The sequence below is a fragment of the Rhodococcoides trifolii genome, assembly GCF_014635345.1.
Taxonomy (GTDB): Bacteria; Actinomycetota; Actinomycetes; order Mycobacteriales; family Mycobacteriaceae; genus Rhodococcoides; species Rhodococcoides trifolii.
Genome location: NZ_BMCU01000003.1, coordinates 880,379 through 886,609, shown reverse-complemented (window position 1 = coordinate 886,609; position 6,231 = coordinate 880,379). Strand labels below are relative to the sequence as shown.

Annotated in this window: 7 protein-coding genes and 1 tRNA gene; 1 reads left to right on the top strand and 7 read right to left on the bottom strand. The window is 65.1% G+C overall.

Features of this window, described 5'->3' with window-relative positions; all coding sequences use genetic code 11:
- The 4 genes from IEW02_RS17575 to IEW02_RS17560 all read right to left on the bottom strand — a co-directional run.
- Positions 1 to 195 (bottom strand): hypothetical protein (locus IEW02_RS17575; protein WP_188546093.1); only part of this gene is annotated, 195 nt, incomplete at its 3' end.
- 315 nt (positions 196 to 510) lie between these two features.
- Complete coding sequence (locus tag IEW02_RS17570; protein WP_188546092.1) at positions 511 to 1,038, bottom strand: hypothetical protein; 528 nt, start codon at positions 1,036 to 1,038, stop codon at positions 511 to 513.
- Between the two features lie 93 nt (positions 1,039 to 1,131).
- Entirely contained in the window at positions 1,132 to 1,533 is a 402-nt protein-coding gene (locus IEW02_RS17565) for a DUF1801 domain-containing protein (protein ID WP_229746106.1), read from the bottom strand.
- A 2-nt stretch (positions 1,534 to 1,535) separates the two neighbouring features.
- On the bottom strand, positions 1,536 to 2,261 hold the full coding sequence (locus IEW02_RS17560; RefSeq protein ID WP_188546091.1) for a CPBP family intramembrane glutamic endopeptidase: 726 nt from the start codon (positions 2,259 to 2,261) through the stop codon (positions 1,536 to 1,538).
- 46 nt (positions 2,262 to 2,307) lie between these two features.
- Between IEW02_RS17560 and IEW02_RS17555 the strand changes: the two genes are divergently transcribed.
- Positions 2,308 to 2,904 (top strand): TetR/AcrR family transcriptional regulator, encoded by a 597-nt coding sequence (locus IEW02_RS17555; protein ID WP_188546090.1) that lies wholly within the window; start codon positions 2,308 to 2,310, stop codon positions 2,902 to 2,904.
- Positions 2,905 to 2,925: 21 nt separating this feature from the next.
- Here IEW02_RS17555 and IEW02_RS17550 read toward each other — a convergent pair.
- From IEW02_RS17550 to IEW02_RS17540, 3 genes are all read right to left on the bottom strand, one after another.
- Positions 2,926 to 2,998: transfer RNA gene (locus IEW02_RS17550), tRNA-Arg, on the bottom strand.
- A gap of 19 nt (positions 2,999 to 3,017) precedes the next feature.
- Positions 3,018 to 5,501 (bottom strand): FtsX-like permease family protein, encoded by a 2,484-nt coding sequence (locus IEW02_RS17545; protein ID WP_188546089.1) that lies wholly within the window; start codon positions 5,499 to 5,501, stop codon positions 3,018 to 3,020.
- On the bottom strand, positions 5,498 to 6,205 hold the full coding sequence (locus tag IEW02_RS17540) for an ABC transporter ATP-binding protein (protein ID WP_371829971.1): 708 nt from the start codon (positions 6,203 to 6,205) through the stop codon (positions 5,498 to 5,500). The genes IEW02_RS17545 and IEW02_RS17540 overlap by 4 nt, the downstream gene beginning before the upstream one ends.
- Between the last annotated feature and the right edge of the window lie 26 nt (positions 6,206 to 6,231).

Sequence of the window (6,231 nt, the reverse complement as noted above, 5' to 3'; positions counted from 1 at the left end):
CGCCAACCACGCGTTCGATGCGCCCTCGAGCACGCGGCCCAACCGAACGGCCTCCGCCCACACCTTCTGCAGATCCTCGGTGTGCAGCATCGAGGACTGGGCATCGGTCAGCGCGAGCACCGACTTCTGCGCCGCGGCAAGCAGATCGGCGAACACGACGTCGCCGACCTCACCCGATGCTCCCCCCGAAACCATGCCCACACAGTAGCGAGCACCACCGACAATTATTCGAACACACGTGCGACGTTTCTCCCTCGTGAACCACGGAACAGCACCGCGATGGACGGACAATCCGCGATCTGCCCGGAGCGAAGAAGAGTCAGCTCAGAGGAGAAGTCGGAGGCCGAGGACGCACACACATCTGCCGGCCTCATAGTGGCGGGTGTAGGCCTGTCGAGTCGTCCGATGCCGACGTCCCCAGCACGCACGAAAACCGCTGTGTCTCTCGATGTCCGACCGATCGGGAGGTCGAACCGGTCGCCCTGGAGGGTGATGTACCGAGGAGCGACCTCACCGGTTCCGCAAGCCTGAAACCCACATCGGCACGTACCGGGCCGTCATGTACACGAGCGGACCGACCGCCAGGCTCCACTTCGCCACCGCCAAGGCGGATGCGGCGCGGACGGTCGTGTCGGTGACCGCGGTGTCGTCGTCGAGCATCCGCAGTCGGAAGACGTTCTCGGTGATGTCGGCCGCCGCACCCACGCACGGTCCCAGTGTCAGCAGCTTTTCGACGGTCGGTGACAGCGGGGTCAACTGGGCGAGACGTTGCCCGCCGGTTCGCAACGCGATCGCGTACAGGAGTGGGTGTCCGAAGTTCGGGATGTAGTGACTGCGCAGCTTCGCTTTTGTTGTCGGAGTCAGTCGCGCAACGGATGTGCGATACGACGCTGCCGACGGTGAAGTCTGGATTTCCTTGTAGACCGCACCCGCGGACGGTCCGACCATCCGGATGATGTTGAGCTCGGAGAGGGCGTAGGCGGTGCCGAATCCTATGAGCTTCTTGTCGATGGGCTCGAGCTGGGAAGTCAGTGACATGCGGAGAAGGTAGCGGTGATTCGGTCTGTTTCGATCGCGGTTGCGCAGAGTCCGTGCGGTCTCACAGCCGAGCGTCGGCAGTGGTGGGGGCGGTCACTCAGCCAGCCGCTTTACGCACACGATGGCGGCGATCCGCTTCTCGGTCGGTCCGTCCAATTCCTTGATGAACCAAGCAGATTCGATGAGGAGATCGGGTGCGCCGTCGTCGACCGACAACTGCGCCTTCTCCGTCAGGCCGAACGACATGTACTGGTCCACGCGAAAGAAGATCTGCACGGGACCGCTCACGGCATACCCGGCTTCGCCGTACCAGAGCTTCGGCCGCAGGGCCGGCACAGCGTCGAGAACGATTTGATGAATGCGCTCGCCGACCTCGCGGTACGGGGCCGGCCAGGATGCGAGCTTCGCAAGCAGCTTCGTCGTCTGCTTCTTCTCCACCACGGTGGTCCCGCCCTGTTCGCCCGATAGTTGGTTGGATCGGTTCGACGGTGTCACAGTCAGGGCTTCGCCGCCGCGGAAGAAGTCGTGGTCGGCCTCAGCGCCTGTCGCGCCGCGAGCAAGAGAAGGCCGAGTAGGACGATGCCGACCAACGACGCTTCCGCACCGAAGTCGCCGCCGGTGAGCCATGTCGGTCCGTCCAGCCGGATGCCGACGAGCGGAACGTCGAGCCGAAAATCGCTGTCGGGCCAGCCCAAGGCGATCATTCCACCGTTCCACGCGATTTTGAGGGCGAGTCCGGCCCAGATGCGGCCGGTGCGGATTCGGGCAGCACCGAGAACGAGGTTGGACAGAATTTGACTGACGACCGCGAGCACGCTGGACGCGTCGTTGAATGCGTATGCAAGCGCAACCAGCACGTTGACCACGATGGTGGCAGGCCAGAGTCCCACGAACGCGGCAAGCCCGCCGGTCCCGAGCCCTCGAAAGACCACCTCTTCGATCAGGAACAGCACGGCGAAAAAGCCGATGACGCCGGCCGACGCGGCCAGTCCCTCTCTGCCGCCGAACGGGCCGGCGTGCGCAAGTCCGGTGACCACGACGGTGAGCCAGAGAACGAGCAGCCCCGACAGTCCGACGACCGCACCCCTGGTGAGGTCTACGCCAAGCCTTCCTGCGGGGCGAAGTCCGAGATCGGTCCGCTGTCGCCGCGTCGCCAAGGCGACGCCAGCGATTGCCACCGACGCGATTCCGACCACCAGGGTGGTCGTGTCCTGCATGTCCATCGTGTCCTCCCACGGTCGAGTTACTCGGTCGAGTAAAGTGTTACTCATGCAAGTAAACGACGCAAGCCCCGCACGGTTGTCCCGACGACGACAAGTGGTCGACGCGTACATCCGACTGGTCGCGGCCGAGGGGTACGACGCAGCGACGTTCGCGCGCCTCGCCGCCGAAGCCGGCCTGTCGTCGACCAGGCTGATCAGCTACCACTTCGACGGGAAGGACGACGTTGTCGGCGCGGCCGTAGGTGAGATCTACGAACGGATCGGAGCCTACTTTTCCGACGCCGGCCCGCTACACGATCTCGCCGGTTACATACGTTCGGCGATCGGGCTGAATGTTGCTCTGGCGGCCGAAGTGCGCGCCCTGACAACCACATTCATCAGGCATCGGTTTCCCGCCGAGCAGCCGGTGTACTCGGGTGCACAGGAGGACGGTGCAATCGGTCGAGTCGCCGACATCGTGCGCGAGGGTCAACGCGTCGGTACGGTCCGGGCAGATCTCGACCCACTCGTGGTGGCCACCACGGTTCAGCGGTCCGTGGACGCTCTGCCGTTCACGCTGCAGAGTGATCCGGAACTGGACCTCGATCACTGGGCGGAGCAGTTGATCTCGCTGTTCGAAGACGGAACACGACATCGAGAGTGACGTCTGCCAGGACGAGCGCGGTGCCCTCGGCAGGATTCGAACCTGCGACCTACCCTTTAGGAGAGGGTTGCTCTATCCCCTGAGCTACGAGGGCGCAGCTGTGAGTGTAGCGGTCAATCCGCAGCAATCGCGTCCACGATTCCGAGCCTCGCCGCGTGGAGGGCCGGTGGGATTGAGCCGAGCAGGCTGAGCAGCAGCGCGATCAGTCCGTAGACCAGCACCGACGGTCGCAAGGTGTACGAGATCTGAATTCCTGTGCTCGCCCCGAGGATGAAGGTGCTGAGGTATTGCAGTGCTGCGCCGATGGCCAGTCCGAGCAGCCCGCCGACGACACCCACGGAAACTGCTTCGGCGAGCACCATTCGGGCGAGGGTGCCTCGGTTGCCGCCCATGGCCCGCAGTACGCCGAGCTCGCGTCGCCGTTCGAGAACGGAGAGCATGAGGGTGTTCAGCAGGGCGACGGCGGCGACGAGCCCGACGATCCACTGCAGCGCCACAGCCAGAGCGCCGGCTTGTGCGATGGAACCGCTCGCTCCGTCCAGAGCCTCTTGGCCGGTATAGACGTTGAATTGCGACGGCAGTTCGCCGACCAATGACGCCTCGACTGCGGATACGTCGCCGTCGACGGTCACCTCCAGGTAGGTCGCTCCGGGGCGATCGAAGAACCGCTCCATGGAGTCCAGCGAAATGGCCATGGTGCCGCCGGCGGCATTGAGGTAGTCCACCAACGACAGCACCTCGACCCGCTGAATGCCTGTTGGAGTGGGCAATTCGATGAAGTCGCCCGCCGATATCCCGAGCGCCTTGCCGAGTGTCCGTGAGATGGCGACGCCGTCACCGGCGAGAACTCGTGAGCGGACATCGGGTGTGAGTGCCGACAGGCTGACGGCGTTGCTGCCGTCTGCCACGGCCTGAATGGACACGAACTGCTCGCCGATGGTGGCGTAGGCCCACTGCCCTTCGACGACGCGCGACACCCCTGGTGTTCGTCGAACCTGTTCCACTGCAGCAGGATCGAGAGTATCGCCGGCAGGCACGGCATCTGCTGACTGCAACGAGACGTAGAGGTCGGTACGGCTCAGCGACGACAGTGACCCCGTCGCGGAATTGGTCAGATCGCTCAGTGCGCCCGACACTCCGACGCTGACCGCGACCGCGATCACGATCGTCATGACCGTTGCCCAGATACGCCGAGGAGCGCGTTCGATGGTTGCGGTCGCAAGCCTCCCCGCGCCGCCCCATCGGCGAGGGAGTTCGGCGGCGCACTTCACGATCGGCTCGGTGGCCGCGATGCAGAGCGCAAGAACGCCGAACAGGAAGACCGCCCCGGCGGCGAGGGCCAGTTGTCCCTCCACCGACCGAGCGAAGATCCACGCGCCGATCACGGCCGACACGCCGAATGTGCCTGCAGCGGCGGTGAAGAGGACCCGGCGTTGGGTCCGCGTCTCACCACCGCCGACGGACAGGGCTTCGATGGGGGAGATGCGATACACCTGGACGGCTGCGAGTCCGGACGCGGCAACACATGCCGCGACACACGCCACCACCGCGACCGGGATGGCGAACGAGGGCAGCACGTACTCGATCTGAGCGTCGAAGGACTGCAGAAGGAACGGCGGCAGACTGCCGATCGCCGCTCGCCCCATCAGGATCCCGATGGGAACTCCGACGGCACCACCGATCAGGCCGACGAGCGCTGCCTCGCCCAGAAGGTCGCGCACGATGGTGCCTCGGGTGCCGCCGATCGACCGCAGCAGCGCCAAGGTAGGTCGCCGTTTCGCGATGGTCATGTTCATGACGTTGAAGACCAGGAACCCGGCGACGACGAACGAGATGAGCGAGACCATCAGAGTGGCGTTGCGCGTCAACGAGAGGGCGGCATTCGCGCGATCGGCTCGAAAATCGGTGTTGTTGACAGCAACTCGCCCCGCCACGGCGTCGTTGATCGCCGCTTTGACTGCTGCCGGATCAGCGCCGTCGTCGTCGAGGACGAAGATCGAGTCGACCTGCCCGGTGCGGTTCGTGATGTTCTGTGCCGCGGGAAGTGGTGCAACCACGAACTTGCCGCCGTTGATTCGCTCGGACCCCGCGTTGTCGATCGTGCCGACCACGGTGGACTCGGTGCCGTCGAGGGTGAGGGTGTCGCCGCTCCTCAGACCCGTTGCGCTGCCGACGAGTACGCCTCCCGGCGTGGAGAGAGCCGACGGGTCGGCCGTGATGCCGTCGCGCAGACCGGAATCGAGTGCGGCGATCGACGGGTCGACGCCGAACAACTGAAGCTCACCGCTGCCGGTGGTGACGGTGCTGCGCAACATCGGTACAGCCGCCTGCACACCGGGAACCGCCCGCACCACGTCGAGTTCCGTTGCTGCGAAACCGCTGTCGGTGACTCCGGTGATCTCGAGGTCGGCGTTGCCGGCGATCGACACCGCCAAGCGTTCCACCGACCCTGTCAGCGAGCCGTACGTCCCCAGCACCGCGATGAGAAGTCCCGCCGCAACGGCCACCACCGCGGTCGAGACGAGCGAACGGACCCAGTGCGCGCGGAGGTCACGCAGACCGAGAACTCGAAACCTACTGAGGGCAGTACGAATCACCGGCCGGGACTCGCGACCACGGCAAGCACGTCATTGTCGATGCGTCCGTCGATCATGCTGACGGTCCGATCGGTGAAGCGGGCGGCCGACGCGTCGTGTGTCGCCATCACCACCGCGCGGGACCCGTCGCTGCGGTGGGCGACGTCCGCGAGAATCTCGAGCACGTTGAGCGAGGTCTTGGAGTCGAGGTTGCCGGTCGGCTCGTCGGCGATGAGCAGCGCGGGATCCATGATGAGCGACCGCGCGATGGCAACACGCTGAATCTGCCCGCCCGACAACTGAGCCGGGCGATGCTCGGCACGGTTGCCCAGCCCGACCATGTCCAACAACGCCAGTGCGTCGGCTTTCGCCTTCTTGATGGGCAGGCCGTCGAGAAGCTTGGGGACGGCCACGTTCTCCCACGCCGACATCGTCGGCAGAAGGTTGAAGAACTGGAAGACGAACCCGACCTGGTGGCGACGGAACTCGGACTGCTCGTTGTCGCTCAGCGACGTCACTTCGACGCCGTTGAACAGGATGGAACCGCAATCGGGCACATCGAGCGCGCCCAGCATGTGCAGCAGCGTGCTCTTGCCGGCCCCCGACGGCGCGACGAGCGAGACGAATTGTCCACCCTCGATCGTCAGGTCGATTCCGTCCAGTGCCCGAACGGGTTCCGACCCGGTGCGGTACTCCTTGACGACACCAGAGAGCGTCAGTTCCAACTCGGCCATACCGTCGACGCTACTGG